The organism is Stenotrophomonas sp. TWI1409, assembly GCF_039673015.1.
Classification (GTDB): domain Bacteria; phylum Pseudomonadota; class Gammaproteobacteria; order Xanthomonadales; family Xanthomonadaceae; genus Stenotrophomonas; species Stenotrophomonas maltophilia_A.
Window position 1 is genome coordinate 37651 of record NZ_JBDJKU010000002.1, and the last position, 19777, is coordinate 57427.

The following is a 19777-nucleotide window of genomic DNA, read 5'->3' on the forward strand; positions in this document are numbered from 1 at the left end:
CTCTACCGTGAGCAGGATCGCTCAGGCTGCCACCCGACGTGCAAACCGCCAGCGCCCCGTGGCGCTGGCCTTGCTTGTACTCATCACCGCAACCAGTTGCGGCGTTGTGGGCAAGACCAGCGTCAAGTCGGTGCAGATGGCGCTTCGGGGCAAGCCCAACGTGGAACCCACGGCCACCGAGGTGGCCGCCAATCGATTCCCGCAGATCAAGGTCAGCGGTCCGGCAGGGGGCGCCATCCTGGTACTGGGCAACATCGATTCCGGGCGCCAGGCCTGGTACAGCGCCGAGCGCAGCATCGTCTTTCTCAGGGATGGCATCGTCGTCGGAACCCACGGCAGCAGCCCGGAGCTTCAGGACATGACGCTCGAAGGGGACTCCCCCTTCCACGCGCTGCACCGGATAGCGGATGGCACGACAGTGCAGCGCCGTTACGACGTCATGCCTGATTACCGGTATGGAATGAGCGTCACCGGCACCCTGACCACCCTGGGCAAGGAGAAGGTCCATATCCTGGAGAGTGAGCGCGAGCTGTTGCACGTGCGGGAGCGGCTTCAGGGCGACGGCTGGAAGCGCGACAACCACTACTGGGTCGATCCTGCCAACGGGTTCATCTGGAAGAGCATCCAGGCCATCGCACCCGACACCAGCCTTGAAGTTGTCCAGCTCAAGCCCTACTCGCAGGACCTGCAGAACCGATGACACTGCGACCGATCATCCTTGGGCTGGCACTGGCGCTGGCCTCACATGCGCACGCCTCATCGCCGATCAACGTCGAAGCGACCGGTCATGTTCGCAATCCCGGCATGCACACGCTTCCCGCCGAGGCCCGCCTCAGCGCAGCCGCACTTGCTGCAGCGCCGGAAGAAGAAGCCTATATGCTGGGCGCCGCCCTTCTTCGGCAACGTGCACTGACGCCACAGACCCGCCTCAAAGCGGGCCTGCTCTTCGATCTTGAAACACTCGCCTCCCAGCAGGATGCTCCGGAGCTTGCCGACGCGGCCGCACAGCTGGCGCGCGAGCTCGGTGACCTGCCAGTGACCGGGCGCGAACCGCAGCTCCTTGATCCGCGCCGCCTGGAAGCCAGTGCAGCGGAAAATCGACCCGCGCTGGCCGGCGACCGCGTCGTCTATCCCGGCCGACCCGAAACCGTGCAGGTTGTTGGCGCGGTCGTACAGCCGTGCAAGCTGCAGCATCAAGCCACACTCGACGCACGAAGCTACCGCAACGCGTGTGCCTTGCTGCCGGTGGCGAGCCCTGATGATCTCTACGTCATCCAACCCGACGGCAAGGTGCAGCAACTCGGCGTGGCGCTGTGGAACCGGAGCGCTCCAGTGCGCTTGGCGCCAGGCGCCGTGATCTACGTACCATTGAGCGCCGCCAAGATTCGCAACATTGCCCCCGATGTCAACGAGGATGCCGTGCGCTTCCTTGCCACCCAGGTGCTGGATGCACCCGGAGTTTCATACTGATGCGCCATCGCTCCATCCCACTGGCGCGCGCCAGTGTTGCCCTCCTCAGCCTGAGCGTCAGCGCTGTACTGCACGCACAAACAGCCCCTGCCCCAACCGCCAGCGATTGGGGCGGCGTCGGCCTGCTGCAGACCCCCACCGCACGCATGGCCGACGACGGCGAGGTGAGCTTCACCGCAAGCCATACCTCGCCCTACAGTCGCTACAACGTGGTGATGCAGCCCCTGCCCTGGGTCGAAGGCGCGTTCCGCTATGTATCGGTAGCGAACCGACGCTATGGCCCGGAATGGCTGAGCGGCAAGCAGAACTACAAGGACAAGTCGATCGACCTGAAGGTCCGGCTGTGGCAGGAAAGCCGATGGGCGCCTGAGCTGTCCGCAGGCTTCCGCGATATCGGCGGTACCGGCCTGTTCTCCAGCGAATACCTGGTTGCAAGCAAGCGGTTCGGGCCGATCGATGCAAGCCTCGGCCTCGCCACCGGTTACATCGGCAATCGAGGCGATTTCTCGAATCCGCTTCGGATGATCAGCGATCGCTTTGAAGAGCGCCCGCGCGCGCAGGGCACTGGCAACTTCAACAGCAAGGGCATGTTCCGCGGCCCCGTGGGCATCTTCGGCGGTATCGCTTACCAGACCCCCTGGGAACCCCTGCAGCTGAAGCTTGAGTACGACGGCAACGACTACAAGCACGAACCACAGAACAACAATCAAACGCAGAAGAGCCCGATCAACCTGGGCGCAAGCTACGCCGTGAATCCCAACGTGCAACTGCACCTAGGCTGGGAACGCGGCGACACGGCCATGCTCGGCATTACCCTGCGCGGCAATGTGGCACGAGCGAAATCCACGCCCAAACTGCTGGATCCGCCTCCGGTTACGCGAGCATCCGCGGTACCCTCTGCGCAGTCAATGGATGACATCGACTGGCCTGCACTGAGCCGGACTTTGGAAGAGAACGCTGGCCTCCGTGTCACGGGCATCAGCCGGCGTGGATCGGAAGTCATCGTCAGTGGCGAACAGCGTCGATTCTACTACCCGGCGCAGGGTGTTGGCCGGGCGGCGCGCATCCTGGATTCCGAACTGCCATCCGATACCACATGGTTCACGATCGAGAATACCCGCCTGGGCATTCCCGTCGTGGAGAGCAGCATCGAGCGCAGCACCTTCAACAGCTACCTCGACAATCGCATCCCGCTGAGCGAGTTAGCGGGCCACATCGAGCAGGCAGCGCCTGCGCAGCCGCGCCGTGAGAGCCTATATGCGGCGCCACTTCGACGCTACGACGGCGCGTTCAATATTGGATACCAGCAGCAGCTCGGCGGTCCTGATGGCTTCTTCCTGTTCCAGGTCGCAGGCACCTACTCCGCCAATTTCCACCTTACGCGGAATAGCTGGCTGAGCGGAACGCTCAGCTATAACGCGTACAACAACTACGACCGCTTCCGCTACGACGCGCCAAGCAACCTGCCCCGGGTCCGCACGAACATCCGTAAGTACCTGACTACGGAAGACCTGACCCTGACCAACCTGCAGTTCACCAGCAATCATCAGCTGGGCAAAGATCTGTATGGCTCGGCCTACGCTGGCCTGTTTGAGGCCATGTACGGCGGCGTGGGTGGTGAGATCCTTTACCGCCCGCTCAACGAGCGTTGGGCCGTGGGTGCCGAGTTGAATTGGGTGAAGCAGCGCGACTTCGATCAGCGCTTCAGCTTCCGCGACTACAGCACCACCACCGGCCACGCCAGCTTCTATTACCAGTGGGGCGATGAGCACAAGATCACCAGTATGATCAGCGCCGGCCGCTACCTGGCGAAGGACTGGGGCGCCACGGTATCGGTTGCGCGCGCCTTCGACAATGGCGTCAACATGGGCGCATACGTCACCAAGACTGATGTTTCGTCCAGGGACTTTGGCGAAGGCAGTTTCGACAAGGGCATCTTCATTTCGATTCCCTTCGACTTCCTGCTGCCTCGTTCGACGCGCGCACGTGCGACGTTCGCGTGGAATCCACTGTATCGAGATGGTGGCGCGCGGTTGACTCGAAGCTACTCGCTCTACCAGTTGACGTCGGAGCGGGACCCGGACTTCTTCTTCGACAATCTGGATCACATCTCCGACTGAAAGAAGAAGGGTCAATGCCCCCCTCCTTTACCACAAACAGCCCGCACCACTAGTCGCGGCAGAGACAAAGAAGTCGATTACGTCCACTCTGAAGGACATTCCCTTTTCCAGTCCGAGAACGCAGAGTCGAGATCGTACTTGTACTGATATCCAGAAGCAGACAAGTAACCTGGCAATACGTTATTTGAGCGAACAAGCTTCCGAATCCGCACAGGGCTAAACGGATGTCGAATCCCCAAAGGCCGCGCCACTGATTCAATCACATAAGAGACGACCAGCAGGAGTGGATAAGGGACGCTTGGAACAACGGCCCTGACACCCCCGACTCGCTTCGCAGTCTCAACGTAGTCAGAAATCGAGGGACCCGGGTTCATGGAGGCATTGAACAACTCCACACCAACCCCTGTCGCCAACTGCCTGTCGCGAACCCAAGCGATTGCATTGCAGAGCTCCTTCACATATATCCCAGCCTTGCGCGTATTTCTATTTCCCACATACAGAAAATAGCCGCGACTTACTGCCCGGACCAATCTACTGACATTCCCGCCCTCTCCCGGGCCAAAAACAACTCCCGGTCGAACTATTGTAAGCGTGCGCAGTGCCGGAGCCGAAGCTTGCCAGGTTCGATGGACTTCTTCTGCCACCAACTTTGAACTGCCGTATGCCGTTGTGGGAACGGTAATTGTCTCCTCGGTCTTCTCTGCCTCGCCCACCCCATAAGGAGAAATCGACGAAGTAAAAACAATATCTGCGCACCCGACCTGATCCGCCCAAGTGCAAACATTCTTTGCACCATTGATATTAGTCTCGAAGTACTCAAAATCTTCGTGGCCGGGCTCGCGATGAATAGCAGCAAAATTGGCAATGAGAGAAACCCCCTCTGGCGGGCGCCATTCAATCGGCTTGCGGACGTCAATCTGAATAAATTCGAGCGCCGCCTCATTATCTTTCGCCAACTGCCTCCTGAAAGGATAGGGCTTATCTGAAATAGATTCGATGTCCGCCAAGTAAACCTTAGAGTATCCGCGCTCCCGAATTAGCATCTCAGCAAACCACAGACCAATAAATCCTGATCCGCCAAATACAACCGCGACCTCACTCATATCAACCCTCAAGTCTATAGCCAACCCAACAGCGCACTAACAGCCAGGATCCCGCGATCTGACAATTTACGCCTACCTCGAAGGAGGAGAATTCTTGCCAGAGAGATCCTACGAATTAAACCATGGCGACGCTGATGCACCTTCAAGAAGTCATCCGGAAGCACATCCTTGTTTACAAGGCCTACAACTTCCAATATTCCCGAAACCTGAGAGGCATACCAACCATCTTGAATCTTTGCAATTCTGGATGTTATCCCACGCAGCGAGGTTCGAGCCCCGGTATCATTGCTTTCGTGCTGCCGGTAGAACATCCCTGGCGACGAGTCGAACACCCAGCGCCTTCGAAGGGCGCGAGACATCGCATAGATGAACCAGTCATGATAATGAAGCCTGGATACGACCTCAGAATGAGCTTGAACCAATGCCCGTAGCTCAGTAACAAAACTACGCGCAATCACAAAGGTGCAGCCTTGCCCTGCGCCTTCGAATAGAAAATCGAGATCGGTGGTGCTGGGGTTCTGCGCAAGAAGCTTGATGGTCCCATCCGGCCACACGGCTCGAACCGCAGATGAGTATCCAACGGCCGCCCCAGAGCGCAAGGCAGCAACCGCGCGAGAAACTTTTGTGGAATCCCAGCGATCATCCTGATCGCAGAATGCAACGAAGTCAAAGGACTCGTCCTGCACATCTCGCAACGCGAGCAAGAAATTCTGTCCAGCACCGCCACTGCTGACCCTGCGATTATAGATCGTTACCCTCGAATCAATTCCGCCGACAACAGTTTCGGCAGAAAGATGCTGAGCCGAGCAATCGTCGAAAACGATGACCCGAATATCAACCCCCTCCTGCAACAAGACAGAGTTTAACTGCTCCTCAATCCACTCGGCACCATTATAATAAGCAAGCAAAACAAGAACTCGTGCCACCGATCTATCCATTTCAATCGCCACCGGAGCTTACCAACAAAAGAGCGACCTCAGCACGTGCTACGAAGTAACAAATATTCGAAAGTCATGAAGATATGGAAAAGAACTCCGATACTCATCTGAATTCCAAACTAAGTATAAACATCGACTTGCAACCGTTCCTCGTAACCCTGCGCCTCAACTATTCAACGCATTTCCAGATCGGGCTCAACCGTAAGAAGCGCATTTCTGAGCATCTTCAGAGCATTCACACTAGAGAAGTGCTGAACTCGCTCTCGGCCCATGCCAACCATCTGCTCCACCCGCAATGAGTCGCGTAGTACTTCAAATGCGGATACCCACGACTCTGTGGACCCAAGAGTGACGTAGATTGCAGAATCAGAAAGGACCTCCCGGTGCACCGGAATGTCGGAGACAATCACTGGGCGGCCGCAAGCAAGGGCCTCCAACGGTGGAATACCAAACCCTTCCCACTTCGAAGGATATATCAATGCGGCGCAATTCTGATACAAGCCGATCAGCTCATTAAGCGAGACATAATCATAGAACTGCACAGAATCGGCCAATCCCAACTTTGCAATCAAGCCGTCGAGCTCTCGGCGATACCTTCCCGAGCAGCTAGTTACAACGAGACGGTAGTGCGACGACCAAGACGCATGGCTCTCAAGCACCTCTGCGACATTCTTGTGACTATAGCGAGCCCCCACCATCAGCAGGAAATCGGAAGAAGGCGGGACGTTCCCTGGTCGAAAGGTCTTCGAGTCGACGCTGTTGGGGACAACATGAATTCCGTCCGCCGGGTAGCCGTACGTTTCAGCAATATCAGCCTTCGTCGTCTCCGAGACTGTGAAGACCGCACGACACCGCTTCAACAGACGAGGCATGTAGAACTTGAAGTAAAGGTACTGAAGCGGATGCTGCCAGGGGAAACGCAAGCAAATCATATCGTGAAGCGTAATAACCTGACCGTACTGATTGCCTAGTCCGTGATGCGTTGGCGAATACACCAGTGTTTCGGCATCAAAGTTCAATCGCCGAAGCCAAAGGCTTCTTCTGAGAGCTGAGAACTTACCCGAGCCAATGGAGATGCCTGGTGGCGCCACTACACTACCGTCGCCAGCATCCAGATCGCTGCCCCATTGACCGCGCCTACCGATGATACCCGAGCGAAACGACGACAACACCCGGGCGCAGACGAGCGAATAGACACCGAGACCCGTAGGTTTCTCGCCAACCATTGAAAGATTCATAATTAGTTTCAACTAAGCACCATCCATCTTGAATAATTCCCTCGAAAAGGACGACGTAGGCACCGTACTATTGCCGCCAAGCAACACCCCGCCGTACAACTTTGGCCGGAACACCAGCGAGCAGGCAGCGAACATCTTTATACTCACCTGACACAACGGAACTTGCCGCAACAATGCAACCAGCACCGATATGGGCACCTTTCAGCACCAGAGTCCTGCATCCAATCCATACGTCATCGGCGATCACAACGGGAGCATCCTGGTTCACAACGACACCATCAGCTCCGAGTATCTCGTGAAGATCCGTGTCCATTATCAGAACGTCCCAGGAGATAAGCACGCCGCGCCCTATCCTTACGGAGCGCTTTGCCACTACCACCGATTCAGCAGTCATCGCGACGCTGGACCCGACAACCAGATCCCCCGATACACTGATTTTAGAACCATGACCAATTGCGCAGGTCCCTTCGAAGACAACGCGTCCCCGGACCTCCCAAATTGAGCGTGAATGGCGTCGATCAAATATTCCAATGTTTCCGAAGCCGATCCTGACCGAGCCGAACCCAGCGCGCCTAGGCAGCACGACGGTACCACGCATTTCCTTTAGCCAGACCCTGTATGAAACAAGTACTGGCATCGTACAGCCAGTAGCGAAGCCGAAGTAGCTGATGTTGAAGTAGAGCGACTTGGGAATTGATGCAAGCACATGCAACACGGTCAGTATTTTCATGAAGCGCCATTCATTCTAGTTCGCGAATCCGAGACAAGATCATTCCCGAAACTTGCCGCGTAGAACACAGATACAAGAAGCCAGAAAGCAGAGGAATATTCAAGCCCGGCACTCACGGCAGCCAGGATTAGCAATGCGATCCAGAAAGGTGAAAGATGCCGCCATCTTGCAGATGTCTTATTGATCGCCATATATAACGGAGCAAATATAGCAATAGCCCCGACAAGACCCGCCTGCTGCAGATTAGCCAAAATAGAGTTCTGGATAATTGTCTCACTAGTGTACAGCGCGCCGGCCATCGAATATCGATAGCTTTCAATGTCAAACGTATTGTAGCCAGTGCCGAAGAAAATGTTCTGCACCCAGATCCCGAGCCCCACTGCGACAGACGAAGCGCGCCCAGTGGCGGAGAGGTCATCAAATAGCGTCAAAACAATCAACTGCCAAGTAAACGCCATAAAGACGGATAACACTGAAGAAAAGATAAAGAACGGCTTAACCAGACCACCGTTAACGCGCCCAATTACCCGCACAACCCCAAGCACAACCAGCATGGATAGCGCGCAGAGATATATATTCCTAGACCCAGTAATAATCACGTACAGAAGAACAAGGAAGAACCATATCCAGTTCCAAATTATTGATCTGAACAACCAACCCTTCACAATGAAGAAAAGCGACAGAAGAACGGGAATTACGCTTGATGAAGGCTCTGCCCAGAACGTCCTAACTCGAATCGCTGACTCCCCCAGCCATCCACCATTAAGTCCAGATGCAACACTATATGACTTATTGTTTGCGATCCAATCAAATGGAATGGCAAGCCCCACCCGCTTGGCATAGAATTCGTAGAAACCACAGAGCACATAGGCGACAGTAAGCCACTTCACCGAACGAATGAATACTCGACCATCCGGATCAAAGACCCTGACAAAATTTATACATGTGAAAAACGAGAAAAGAAAGAATATCCTAGCCCCTAACTGAGTGAATTCAGAGGCAGAGTATTTGGACATTAGAATATGCGCCAGCGACGCAAGTAAAAGCGCGCCAACGCAAAAGAAGAGTACGGAAACATCAGAGAGAGACGGCCCCCTCCCTCGAACAGCAAGAGCAAAAACCATAGCTCCAACACCGATGAAGTAGAGCGGGACACCACTCGACGCCAGATTGAATATCGCCGTGTGATATAGCAGCCCGGAGACATAGATCAAGGCTATGCCGAGTTCACGCCACCACCTCACCGATGCACTCATTTCTGCACTACCCCCGATAGTGCGGCGTACAGCATTCTGCCTATCCTCTGCGCCTGACCTCGACGAATTCGATTCCAGAATACAGGCAGGAGCAACACCACGGCCACAGGCACCATCCAAGGATAATGCTTACTTAGAAATCGAAACTTACTTCTCTGACCTTCAATGTCGGATAGCTCACTCCGACTAGCCCATTCCACACTTGAGCCAATAGTTGCACCCCCTCTATGGTATACAGTCGCCTCAAGACAGACTCCAGGCGTCCAGCCGAACTTGCTTGCACGTCGGCTCCAGTCAAGCTCTTCGAAGTAGAGAAAATAGTCCTCGCACAACAAGCCAACCTCAGCCAGAAAACCTGAAGACACAAACAGGCTGACCCCCATAGCATAATCACACGTGCTGCTCGCCCAGGCCTCACAGATCGAGTCGTCGTCCATGGCCCCCTCAGCGATATGGCTAGTAGATCCCTTGATCAAACTAAATTTTCCACCTATACCTTGCACCCGATGCGGGTAATCAAAGTCGAGTACTTTTGCCCCGATCGGACCGATCTTTTGAGAGGCACGATCATTCCGCCGCCAGCACTCGACCAGCCGCCTGGCACATTCAGGGGATACTTTAGTATCATTGTTTAATATCCAAACAAAATCCGCGCCATCCTCTACCGCACGGCGGACACCCTGATTGTTTCCTTTAGAGAAACCTCCATTCTCCACGGAAGCGATAATGCGAACTCTCGGGGCCTCTCCTCCGAACTCCCTCGCAATAGTTTCAAGCGATCCATCAGCGGAATCATTGTCTACGACATATACCCTGAGGAAAGAGTAGTCAGAATTCAAAACACTCTTTACACACTCAACAGTATCCAGGGCATTTCGGAAATTCAGGATAACCACCCCGATCAGAGGATTTTCTTCAGCGACCATCGAAGGAACGACCTTTCTCAACCGAATGTCTCAAATGGGACACTAATTCGAGCCAACTTATCGCGATGTTCCCGCGCTCGTACCTCTCGGCGATCCGCACGCTACGCCGTGACAGATCGAGCAGGCGCTCACTGTCCGAGCGCAAGCTCTCCAACACCGCGAGAGCCGCCGCCTCGAATTTAGATTCATCAACAAGACAGAATCCGGACATCTCCGGATCATCAACGATTAGGAGCGGGCCCGCATGCGCGGACGCGAGCGGCACACATCCGCACGCCATTGCTTCCACAAGCGCCATCCCGAAGAGCTCTTCCCATTGACCGGTACGAACCGATGGCTGGACCACAACGTCGCTCGCGCGATAAAGTTCGGCCAACTCGTTTCTATCCAATACGTAGCCGTGATAGAAAATGTTGTCGCAATTAGTACTTGCGGTACTCACCAGAGTCTTTAACGGCCCATCACCAACTATCGATAGCTGGACCCAAGGGCAGGACGTGGCGATGCGGAGCAGACTCTCAATACCCTTCTCTGGGACCAGGCGCCCGGCAAATATCAACCTGAGTTGCCTCAACGAGTCCCTCTGGGAAGAATTTCTCGAGAGAACGTTAAATACCGACTTATCATACGAGTGATAGACCACGCCAACCAGCGCACTGGCATTAACCGACCAATTTTCAAGAAGCGAATCGCGCGCAACCGGAGTAACCGCTGCAATTGCTGGAACCTGCCCCAAGAATTTCCTCCAACAGGCCCGCTGCATTGACGTACCTGAGCCACGAGGAAAGAACGACCCATCCCACACCGTCCAAGATGTGTGATAAATGACGGACGCATGCTTAAGCACTCGAGATATAATCCCAACTCGCCAATCGAGTGGAGCAATGCCCACAACAACAAGCCTGTCCCGTAGCAGTGAAGGGAAAAGAGCATAGGTCGCCAACCGAAGAAAATCCTTTACCGCCTTGATTACCAGCGACAGAGATCTCTTTCGGACTCGACGATATAGAAGAAGTCCAGTAGAGAATTCAATGAAATCCACTTTGCATGAAGGCCCGAGTGCCTCCATCAAGCCCGCGTAGTGCCCCGGCTCTCCTACCTCATGGATAACGAGCACCGAATCCCTACTCACGGCCGCCCCCAGCCATTGATGCCAGAAAATTGGAATCGATCAGATTTAATCATTTTTTTCACGAGATTCCGAATTATTCCGAAAAAGGACAAGCAAGGCACGGAAAAAGGATGGCGAAATCAACCAGAGCAGCAACAGATACACCGCAGATCCGATGGTAACGCTGACAACCAAAGAAATAAAAATCGACCCACCAAAATAATCAGCAACCCGCCCCTTAACTGCGAATATCAGCAATGCCATCATCGCAGCCGAAAGAACTGGGGGAACTAGAGCGCCAAATGGCTCAAGAATTCCCACACCCAACATGACCCGACAGCTGCACGCATTAACCACCAACACCACAATATTGGCGACAAAGTATGCAGCCGCCATTTGCTCGATCCCATAGAATGCCCCCACCACTACCGCAATTATCTGCAGAAGGGAGGAAAACGAGGCAATCGCCAATAATTCCTTCGTCTTTCCCATGGACATAAATACAACACTCGTTGTACTGGAAATTGACTGCAAAAAACCTGTCGGCGCCAACCAAATAAGAATATTTGCCGCGAGAACCCACCCAGGGCCTGCAATAATTTGTATGAATTCCTCGCGCAGAACACATATTCCGGCCATCAGTGGAGCCACTAGAGCAGCAATCGCCCTAACAGTACCAAGGTGAATCTCGCTTACTGCCCTATAGTCTCCCTTTAGTCGAGACAGTCGCGGATAGAGCACTCTCGTAGCAACGAATGTTAAGCTCTGCAATGGGAACAGCATTACTCGATATGCGAGGCTGTATGCGCCTAATGGCGCAGCCCCGAACATTCGGCCAGCAACAACGCTGTCGGCATTCCTGGACGCATAACTTATAAGGTTAAATCCCACAAGATGTGAGCTAAACCCCATGACCTTCCTCAGGCTATGGATGTGATAGCGCCGAAATGCTGAAGGACGCCACTTGAGCGCCCGCCACACTGCAATAAGGGGTACTAGGGCTGCAATCAGTGCTTGCGCAACAAGGCTGAAGACACCGGCGCCAGCCAGCGCCATTGCGATGCATACAAGAGCCCCCAAGAGAGCACCCGCAATCTCCCCACTCGCCACTGGTCGAAAGCGTTGATCTCTTTCAAGCAGGGCTTGATGAGCGGCTCCTGCACTAGAAATCGGAAAGGCTAATGCAAGCATTGCCAACACGGCCACCAGCTTCGGAGCTTCAAATGCCAGCGCGATGAAAGGCGCGAACGCAAGGACGACCATTGCAATTGACACGCCGACCGCCAAGTTGAACCAGAAGACCGCTGTCTTGGTCTCACGGTCAAGCTCGTCCCTCTGGATAAGTGCGGACGACGTTCCGAGATCCCTAAAGATCATTGCGAAATTCGTCACAACTCCAGCCATGGCCATAATCCCGTACTCAGCGGGACCGATAATCCTAGCCACGACGAGAACGCCAATCAGCTGGCTGGCAATCCTGACTGCCTGCGAAGCTGCTACCCAACCAGGACCGGCCATGCACTCCTCAATTCGCCGTAAAAATACTCAGTGCGACTCAAATCTTGACGCCGCGACGTCGAGTAGATAGATCTATGTTAACCGGTCGAAAAGACGCGAGTTGTACCTACTGAGCCGCGTCCACCACCGAACCAAGTCAATTCGTAGATTTGTACTCGTAGTATCCATAACTATAGTAACCAGCAGAACGCCGTTGAACAGCGTTGAAGATCGCACCCTTGATGCGCACGTTGTTCTGCTCAAAGCGGCGCTTGGCGAGCGCCAGCTCCTTCGCCTGGTTGAGGCCAAAGCGCGCCACCATCAGGCAGGTACCGGCGTGATGGGCAATGATCGCAGCATCGGTAACGGCCAGGATCGGCGGCGTATCCACAATGACCAGGTCGTACTGCGGTGCCAGCTCTTCCAGCAACGCAGTGAAGTTGGCGTGCATCAGCAGTTCCGACGGATTCGGCGGAACGTCGCCACGCGTGATGAAGCTCAGATTGTCCAAGCCCGGAAGGCTTCGCACCACCTGAGAACGATCAACCTTGCCCACCAGAAGGTCAGACAGGCCCGGGGTCTGCGCTGCACCCAACGCCTTGTGCAGGGTTCCCTTGCGCATGTCGGCGTCGATGATCAGCACGCGCTGCCCGGCCTGCGCGATCACCGCCGCGAGGTTGGAGGACACGAATGTCTTGCCGGCGTTGGGGCTCGCGCCAGAGATCAGCACCATGTTGTTCTTGGCTTCCAGACGCGCGAAGTGCAGGCTCGTGCGCAGGCTGCGCACCGCTTCGATGGCCAGGTCGGCCGGGTCTTTCACCGCCAGCAGATGCAACTTGCCGTCGGCGCGGAACTTGCCGCGGACCGAATCGGTCTGCTGCTGCGTACTCACCGGAATCGAGGCATATACCGGGAGACCCAGCTCTTCGATCTGCGCGGGGTCTTCCACGCCGCGATTGAGCAGCTGCTTCAGCAGTACCAGCGCCACCGACAGGAACGCGCCCAGAACGGTACCGATCAGCACCACCACCGCCTTGCGCGGCTTGACCGGCGTAGTGGCATCGACCTCGGCAGCATCGACGATGCGCACATTGCCAACGGTGCCGGCACGGGCCACGTCCAACTGCTGGGCCTGATTCAACATACCGGTGTACATCTCATTGCTGACCTGCAGGTCGCGGGTCAGGCGCAGCAGCTCCTGCTGGGCTTCCGGAAGCTGCTTGACCTGGCCTTGGAAGCCGCTCTTACGGCCTTCCAGCTCGCCAATCTGGCGCATCAGCGCCTGATAGGCTGGATGGTCACGGGTGAACTTGCGATCCATCTCCGCCTGCTGCAGGCGAAGCTGCTGGATGCTGGTTTCCACGGCCACTTCCTGATCCAGCAGCCCCTTGGTCTGCAGGGTCAGATCCACGGAGTTCGCACGCGTCTGGTAGGCACTCAGCGCCTTCTGCGCCGCATCCACCTGGTTGCGGACATTCGGCAGCTGCTCCTTGACGAAGGTCAGCTGCGCAGAGGCTTCGGCCGAATTGCGCTCGACATTTTGGCGGACATAAGCCTGCGCCACCTGCTGCAGGAAGTTCTGCGCCAGGACCGGGTCGGCACTCTCATAGGCCAAGGTTAGGATCCCAGAATCCTTGCCGGACTCGCTCACGGCAATGTCCTTCTGCAGATCGTTGATGACCGTCAGATGGCGCTGGCGCGACACTTCAAAGTGCATACCCGGATGCGCGCGCATCTCGGCAACCTGCGCGGTCACCCCCTTCCCGCTCGCGACCTTGCCGACCTGCCCTTTCAATAGAAGATTGTCATCCTCGTCAAACAGTTCATAGCTGTTGTTCTCGCCGACGACCAACGTCATCGGTCGCGCCTGCAGCGCGCGCGGCACGTCCAGCTGGAAGATCTCCAGCTTCTCGCCACCCCAGCCGAAACGGCTCATGCCAAAGCGCACATCAGCCAGAGCTTCCGAATCTGCGCGCTCGGCCTTGCGCGCAACGTAGCCGCCCAGCAGCGGGAAGCGGTTGGGCTCGATGGTGATATCCAGCTTCAACGCATCGACCGCACTACCGACCACCGAACGCGAAGTAATCAGTGCGATCTCGGTGGTTGCCTCTGCAGATCCAGTGCCCATACCCAACGACTGGCTGATATCCGACAGGCCTGGCAACGAAGGCACCTTCGATTCAACCTGGACGATTGCGTCCGCACGATAGATCGGCGTGGCCAGCAACGCATAGGCCACCGCAACCACGAAAAAGAGCCCGGTAATGCCGACGATCCACCACTTGTAGTCGATCAAGGTTCCAAGCAGCTGGCGCAGATCGATCTCGTCGCTGTCTTCCGGTGCGGAGGTACGGGCTTCAGTGGTCATGAATTGGGGGTCTTCAATGCGGGGAAAGGGCTACAGGACTGGAATACGCAGCGGGACTTCAGAGGTGCCGCGCCCAGCTCGCCACACCCTCGGCCATCAACTTATAAACATGCTCGAACGCCGGTCGCTGTTGGCGGTATGGATCGGGAATCTCCCGATCCTGCTGCCATTTGCCCAGCAGGAAAGTTTTTCCTGACGCCTGCGGCGCGATCTCGGCGATGCGACGCACGTGCTTGCGCTCCATGGTCAGCACCAGATCAGCGGCTCCCAGGATGGCGTCATCAATCTGGCGCGCGCGATGGGCCAGGCCATCCATGCCCTGCTCGACCAGCAGCTCCTGCGCCGTGGCATCAATGCCATGGCCAACCAGCGCACCGAGACCAGCAGAGGACACCTGGATCCCCTTGCCCTCGACCGCCTGGCGCAGCATCACTTCTGCGGAGGGACTGCGGCAGATGTTGCCGACACATACAAAAAGAACGTTCTTGAACACTGACCTGGATCCTGTGGCATTCCTTGCGGCGCGCGCGACCAGAGCACCCGAGGCCGGCGGCAGCCGAATAGCATACCTTACAAGTACATTACAGGCGATGAAATCGCCAACAGATTCATGGAATTACGTCGCAGTTCCAAAAATCGGCCACCTCAGTACGCCGATTTTTGCCCCAGCACCTTCAACGCCGTCAGCACGATGATCCGCATATCCAGCGTCGGGCTCCAGCGTCGGATGTAGTCGATGTCGTACTGCACACGCTTCTTCATCGAGCGAAGCTCCGGCGTCTCGCCACGCAACCCATGCACCTGCGCCCAGCCCGTAATGCCCGGCTTGACGTAGTGACGGTGCATGTAGCGTTCGATCACCCGCTCATAGTGGTCGTTGTGCTGGATCGCATGCGGTCGCGGCCCCACCACTGACATGTGCCCGCCCAATACATTGAAGAACTGCGGCAATTCATCCAGGCTGCTGCGGCGCAGGAAGGCGCCAAACCGGGTGACGCGCGGATCACCGCGCGTTGCCTGGGTGATCTGCCCCTGCCCCTCCGCGTGCACACGCATGGAGCGGAACTTGAGCATCCAGAACTCTTTACCGCCAAGGCCATGACGTTTCTGCTGGAAAAGCACCGGCCCCGGTGAGCTCAGCTTCACGCCGATGGCCAGCACGGCAAACAGCGGCGCCAGAAGGATCACCGCAATGCCTGCCACAACGATGTCCTCAACCCGCTTGAACAGGCGGAAGCGATGATCCACCAGACCCTGGCGCACGCCGATCATCGGCACGTCACCCACTTGGTGTACGCCGGGATTCAACGCACCCAGCCCCGTGGTATCCGGAATCAGGCGCACCGGCACCGGAAATCGCTCGATCTGCTTGAGCATGTCCTTGATCGCGGCCGCGTGCCCCATCGGCATCGACACCCAGACCTGGTCGAATTCGCCGCGGTGCTGATCCATGTACTGCGGGACGTCTTCCAGTCGCCCCAGCCGGCACGGCGCGTCCCCACCGCGACGGGTGGCGATATCGCCCGCACTGGCGAAATAGCCGATGACGTCTTTGCCAAGCTCTGGCTTCCCACGCAGCAGACGGTGCAGCCTCAAGGCAGGCGCCCGCAGCCCGACCAGCAGGATCCGCTCATGATCCATCCCGCGTGAACGCAAGCGATGCAACTGCACTCTCAGCAGTACGCGCAGTGCAGCCATGGAGCCCAAGCCAAAGGCATACCAGCCGATCAGCCAGGTAGAGGGGACCGCATCGGCAAGTCCGACCAAGACGACGTAGAGCGAGAACAACGCGAAGGTGCCAGACCAGGCCAGCAACAACAGCCAAAGATCAGCCAGAAGGCCACGGATCCGCCAGTTGCGGTACATCGGCGCTACAGAGAAGCAAACGATGGCGCTGAGGATCACCGCGCCGAACACGATGCGCTGGGAGGAATCCGGCGCGCCTGCTCCGTTCAGCAGAATGTGGGAGAGCACCGCCATACCCGGCAGCAGCAACAGATCGCCCAAGCGCAACCCCAACTCGAGGGCGGCTCGGGCCTCGACGCGGCGGCGACCCGCCCGGGCCCGCTCTGCGGGAAGGTCTTCTACTGATCCATGTAGCAAAGCACTTCTCCAATACCTGCTCGACCGGACGCCGGAGCGTCCGCGGTCACGTGCATGGACTCCCCACCCAGCACGGAAATATCGAGGCTGCGTCAATTAAATGTGGAGGGATTGTGAATGAAGTCCGAAGCAAAAGATAGGAACGTCAAGTCGGGGACTGACTGAAGATATCGTCAGGAAGTTACGTAAGTCCCTAGAATTATTGTGAATTTCATATGTATCACAATAAGTCAATGTGCGTCATTTTGCGTCGAAATCATCCATCCACGTCCGGATCGCATGTCGGCAAATTGACAGTCTCGAGCTCACCCCACCCCGCACCGCACCAAAGCCCAGCAACCTCCCTCTGCTACCATCGGCGGTTCTGTTCATCGCGTCCCCCACCTGCCCGCGATGGCGCCAAACAACGTAACGAAACACAGGAGTCTGCATGTCTTCCGAGCTGCTCAAGTCCCTTGGCCTGGACGCGATCAACGCTGGCACGTACCTGGGCAACGGGGAGTGGTCGAGCGCGACCAGCGGTGAGCTGATCACCCCGGTCAACCCGACCACCGGCGAGCCGATCGCGCAGGTCCGCGCGACCACCGAGGCCGAGTACGAGACCGTCGTCGCCCGCGCCCAGGAAGCTTTCAAGGTCTGGCGCACCACGCCGGCTCCGCGCCGCGGTGAAGCCGTGCGCCTGTGCGGTGAAGCGCTGCGCAAGCACAAGGACGCCCTGGGCTCGCTGGTTGCGCTGGAAATGGGCAAGAGCAAGCCCGAAGGCGACGGCGAAGTGCAGGAGATGATCGACATCGCCGATTTCGCCGTGGGTCAGAGCCGCATGCTGTACGGCTACACCATGCATTCCGAGCGCCCCGGCCACCGCATGTACGAGCAGTACCACCCGCTGGGCCTGGTCGGCATCATCTCGGCCTTCAACTTCCCGGTCGCGGTGTGGAGCTGGAACTCGTTCCTGGCCGCCATCTGCGGCGACGTGTGCATCTGGAAGCCGTCCAACAAGACGCCGCTGACCGCCATCGCCTCGCTGAAGATCTGCAACGACGCCCTGCGTGAAGCCGGCTTCCCGGACATCTTCTTCCTGATCAACGATGCCGGCACTGCGCTGTCGGAGAAGATGGTCGATGACCGCCGCGTGCCGCTGATCAGCTTCACCGGCTCGACCCAGGTTGGCCGCACCGTCAACGAAAAGGTTGCGCGCCGCCTCGGCCGCTGCCTGCTGGAGCTGGGTGGCAACAACGCCATCATCCTGGACGAAACCGCCGACCTGAAGCTGGCCGTGCCGGGCATCGTGTTCGGCGCCGTCGGTACCGCCGGCCAGCGCTGCACCACCACCCGCCGCCTGATCGTGCACCGCTCGATCTATGCCGACGTGCTGGCCACGCTGGTCAAGGCCTATAAGCAGGTGGAAGGCAAGATCGGCGACCCGACCGATGCCGCCAACCTGATGGGCCCGCTGAACAGCGATGGCGCCGTGCAGCAGTTCCTCGATGCCATCGCCCAGGCCAAGGCGGCCGGCGGCACCATCGAAACCGGCGGCACCCGCATCGACCGCGCAGGCAACTTCGTGCTGCCGGCGATCGTCTCGGGCCTGAAGAACAGCGACGCCGTGGTCCAGCATGAGACCTTCGCGCCTATCCTGTACGTGATGCCGTACGACAGCATCGACGAAGCCATCGACATGCAGAACGGCGTGCCGCAGGGCCTGTCGTCCTCGATCTTCACCCAGAACCTGAAGACCGCCGAGAAGTTCCTGTCGGCGGCCGGCAGCGACTGCGGCATCGCCAACATCAACATCGGCACGTCCGGTGCGGAGATCGGTGGTGCCTTCGGTGGCGAGAAGGACACCGGCGGTGGTCGCGAGTCCGGCTCGGATGCATGGAAGGTCTACATGCGTCGCCAGACCAACACCATCAACTACTCGGATTCGCTGCCGCTGGCCCAGGGCATCAAGTTCGACCTGTAACGCTTTCTGTAGTGCCGAGCCATGCTCGGCAGGATGCGCCATGAACACCGCAGGAAATGCAGCCGAGCATGGCTCGGCTCTTCAGGCTGGCAAGCCGGTGATTGATTTCACCGGCCGCTGTGTGCTGATCGCCGGCGGCAGCAAGGGCATTGGCCGTGAAATGGCGCTGGCGTTTGCCGGCGCCGGTGCGCAGGTCTCGGTCTGCGCGCGCGGCCAGGCCGGTCTGGATGCCCTGCGTGCCGATGCACGGGTGCAGGGCTTCGAACTGCACACGTTCTCCGCCGATCTGGCCGACCCCGGCCAGATCCAGGCCTGGCTGCAGGCCGCCGCCGATGCACTCGGTGGCATCGATGTGCTGGTCAACAACGCCACTGGCTACGGCATGGCCGACGACGAGGACGGCTGGGCCGCCAGCCTGCAGATCGACCTGATGGCGGCCGTGCGTGCATCGCGCCTGGCCCTGCCTTGGCTGCGCGCGTCCAGTGACGCCTGCATTCTCAATCTCTCTTCGATCGCCGCGCAGCAGCCGCGCCCCGGTGGCGCACCCTACGCCGCCGCCAAGGCCGCGCTTTCGCACTACACCACCTCGCAGGCCCTCGCGCTGGCCAAGGACCGGATCCGCGTCAACGCGATCGCACCGGGCTCGATCGAGTTCGATGACGGCCTCTGGGACCGCCGCCGCACCGAAGATCCCGCCCTGTACCACGGTACGCTGGCGAAGATTCCGTTCGGTCGCTTCGGCCACCCGCGTGAGATCGCCGATGCCGCCCTGTTCCTGTGCTCGCCCCTGGCGCGCTGGATCACCGGCCATGTGCTCAACGTGGATGGTGGCCAGGTGTTGATGGGCTGACACCGGCACTCCGGTAGTTGCCAACCTTGGTTGGCATGCCTTTCGTCGACCAAGGTCGACGCCTACCACGGCTGGAATGCCTTTCGTCGACCAAGGTCGACGTC

At 57.8% G+C, this 19777-nt stretch carries 16 protein-coding genes; 5 read left to right on the top strand and 11 right to left on the bottom strand.

Annotation, left to right across the window (positions count from 1 at the left end):
* Nucleotides 1-7: 7 nt before the first annotated feature.
* The 3 genes from ABE423_RS01280 to ABE423_RS01290 are packed head-to-tail and all read left to right on the top strand — an operon-like array spanning nt 8 to nt 3590.
* Entirely contained in the window at nt 8-700 is a 693-nt protein-coding gene (locus ABE423_RS01280) for a YjbF family lipoprotein (RefSeq protein ID WP_346484662.1), read from the top strand.
* A complete protein-coding gene (locus ABE423_RS01285; RefSeq protein ID WP_346484663.1) occupies nt 697-1470 on the top strand; it encodes a capsule biosynthesis GfcC family protein in 774 nt (257 codons plus the stop codon). Before ABE423_RS01280 ends, ABE423_RS01285 begins: the two co-directional genes overlap by 4 nt.
* A complete protein-coding gene (locus ABE423_RS01290) occupies nt 1470-3590 on the top strand; it encodes a YjbH domain-containing protein (protein ID WP_346484664.1) in 2121 nt (706 codons plus the stop codon). The genes ABE423_RS01285 and ABE423_RS01290 overlap by 1 nt, the downstream gene beginning before the upstream one ends.
* 77 nt (nt 3591-3667) lie before the next feature.
* Here the strand turns inward: ABE423_RS01290 and ABE423_RS01295 are convergent, their stop codons facing one another.
* The 11 genes from ABE423_RS01295 to ABE423_RS01345 form a co-directional block, all read right to left on the bottom strand.
* A complete protein-coding gene (locus tag ABE423_RS01295) occupies nt 3668-4693 on the bottom strand; it encodes an NAD(P)-dependent oxidoreductase (RefSeq protein ID WP_346484665.1) in 1026 nt (341 codons plus the stop codon).
* A gap of 14 nt (nt 4694-4707) precedes the next feature.
* Nucleotides 4708-5619 (bottom strand): glycosyltransferase, encoded by a 912-nt coding sequence (locus ABE423_RS01300; protein WP_346484666.1) that lies wholly within the window; start codon nt 5617-5619, stop codon nt 4708-4710.
* 185 nt (nt 5620-5804) lie between these two features.
* The gene (locus tag ABE423_RS01305) at nt 5805-6881 is read right to left on the bottom strand and encodes a glycosyltransferase family 1 protein (protein ID WP_346484667.1); all 1077 of its coding nucleotides are present in this window, start codon (nt 6879-6881) and stop codon (nt 5805-5807) included.
* Nucleotides 6882-6936: 55 nt separating this feature from the next.
* On the bottom strand, nt 6937-7599 hold the full coding sequence (locus ABE423_RS01310) for an acyltransferase (RefSeq protein ID WP_346484668.1): 663 nt from the start codon (nt 7597-7599) through the stop codon (nt 6937-6939).
* The gene (locus ABE423_RS01315; RefSeq protein ID WP_346484669.1) at nt 7596-8855 is read right to left on the bottom strand and encodes a hypothetical protein; all 1260 of its coding nucleotides are present in this window, start codon (nt 8853-8855) and stop codon (nt 7596-7598) included. Before ABE423_RS01315 ends, ABE423_RS01310 begins: the two co-directional genes overlap by 4 nt.
* Complete coding sequence (locus tag ABE423_RS01320) at nt 8852-9781, bottom strand: glycosyltransferase family 2 protein (protein ID WP_346484670.1); 930 nt, start codon at nt 9779-9781, stop codon at nt 8852-8854. The genes ABE423_RS01315 and ABE423_RS01320 overlap by 4 nt, the downstream gene beginning before the upstream one ends.
* Nucleotides 9771-10850: a glycosyltransferase family 4 protein gene (locus ABE423_RS01325; RefSeq protein ID WP_346484720.1), complete on the bottom strand. Its 1080-nt coding sequence runs from the start codon at nt 10848-10850 to the stop codon at nt 9771-9773. Before ABE423_RS01325 ends, ABE423_RS01320 begins: the two co-directional genes overlap by 11 nt.
* A gap of 108 nt (nt 10851-10958) precedes the next feature.
* Entirely contained in the window at nt 10959-12410 is a 1452-nt protein-coding gene (locus ABE423_RS01330; RefSeq protein WP_346484671.1) for a lipopolysaccharide biosynthesis protein, read from the bottom strand.
* Nucleotides 12411-12546: 136 nt separating this feature from the next.
* Nucleotides 12547-14757: a polysaccharide biosynthesis tyrosine autokinase gene (locus ABE423_RS01335; protein WP_346484672.1), complete on the bottom strand. Its 2211-nt coding sequence runs from the start codon at nt 14755-14757 to the stop codon at nt 12547-12549.
* Between the two features lie 58 nt (nt 14758-14815).
* Nucleotides 14816-15250 (bottom strand): low molecular weight protein-tyrosine-phosphatase, encoded by a 435-nt coding sequence (locus tag ABE423_RS01340; protein WP_346484673.1) that lies wholly within the window; start codon nt 15248-15250, stop codon nt 14816-14818.
* Between the two features lie 152 nt (nt 15251-15402).
* Nucleotides 15403-16860 carry an undecaprenyl-phosphate glucose phosphotransferase gene (locus tag ABE423_RS01345; protein ID WP_346484674.1) on the bottom strand — a complete coding sequence of 486 codons (1458 nt, stop codon included), beginning with the start codon at nt 16858-16860 and terminating at the stop codon, nt 15403-15405.
* Nucleotides 16861-17290: 430 nt separating this feature from the next.
* On the opposite strand from ABE423_RS01345, the gene ABE423_RS01350 reads away from it, so the two are divergent.
* A complete protein-coding gene (locus ABE423_RS01350) occupies nt 17291-18823 on the top strand; it encodes an aldehyde dehydrogenase family protein (RefSeq protein ID WP_049398541.1) in 1533 nt (510 codons plus the stop codon).
* A 40-nt stretch (nt 18824-18863) separates the two neighbouring features.
* Nucleotides 18864-19673, top strand: a complete 810-nt coding sequence (locus tag ABE423_RS01355) for an SDR family oxidoreductase (RefSeq protein WP_346484675.1) — start codon at nt 18864-18866, stop codon at nt 19671-19673.
* Nucleotides 19674-19777: the final 104 nt, after the last annotated feature.